Source organism: Streptomyces mutabilis (assembly GCF_014649815.1).
GTDB lineage: Bacteria > Actinomycetota > Actinomycetes > Streptomycetales > Streptomycetaceae > Streptomyces > Streptomyces mutabilis.
This window is the reverse complement of record NZ_BMTT01000136.1, coordinates 1-750: the sequence shown is the minus strand read 5'-3', so window position 1 is coordinate 750 and position 750 is coordinate 1. Positions and strand designations below refer to the sequence as shown.

Here is a 750-nt window from a genome sequence, read left to right as displayed (position 1 = left end):
CCAAGTTAAATTAATTGGCATTCGGAGTTTGTCTGAATTCGGTAACCCGAGAGGGGCCCCTCGTCCAAACAGTGCTCTACCTCCAATAATCATCACTTGAGGCTAGCCCTAAAGCTATTTCGGAGAGAACCAGCTATCTCCAAGTTCGATTGGAATTTCTCCGCTACCCTCAGTTCATCCGCTCACTTTTCAACGTAAGTCGGTTCGGTCCTCCATTCAGTGTTACCTGAACTTCAACCTGACCAAGGGTAGATCACCTGGTTTCGGGTCTACGACCAAATACTCAACGCCCTATTCAGACTCGCTTTCGCTGCGGCTCCACATTTGCTGCTTAACCTTGCATCAGATCGTAACTCGCCGGTTCATTCTACAAAAGGCACGCCATCACCCATTAACGGGCTCTGACTACTTGTAAGCACACGGTTTCAAGTTCTCTTTCACTCCCCTTCCGGGGTACTTTTCACCTTTCCCTCACGGTACTGGTTCACTATCGGTCACTAGAGAGTATTTAGCCTTAGGAGATGGTCCTCCCAGATTCCGACGGAATTTCACGTGCTCCGTCGTACTCAGGATCCACTCAAGAGAGAATATGTTTTCGACTACAGGATTATTACCTTCTTTGATTCATCTTTCCAGATGATTCGTCTAACATGTTCTTTTGTAACTCCGTATAGAGTGTCCTACAACCCCAACAAGCAAGCTTGTTGGTTTGGGCTCTTCCCGTTTCGCTCGCCGCTACTCAGGGAATCG

General features: G+C 47.9%; 1 rRNA gene. It reads right to left on the bottom strand.

Features of this window, described 5'->3' with window-relative positions:
- Positions 1-750 (bottom strand): 23S ribosomal RNA (locus IE142_RS39760); the annotation flags it as partial.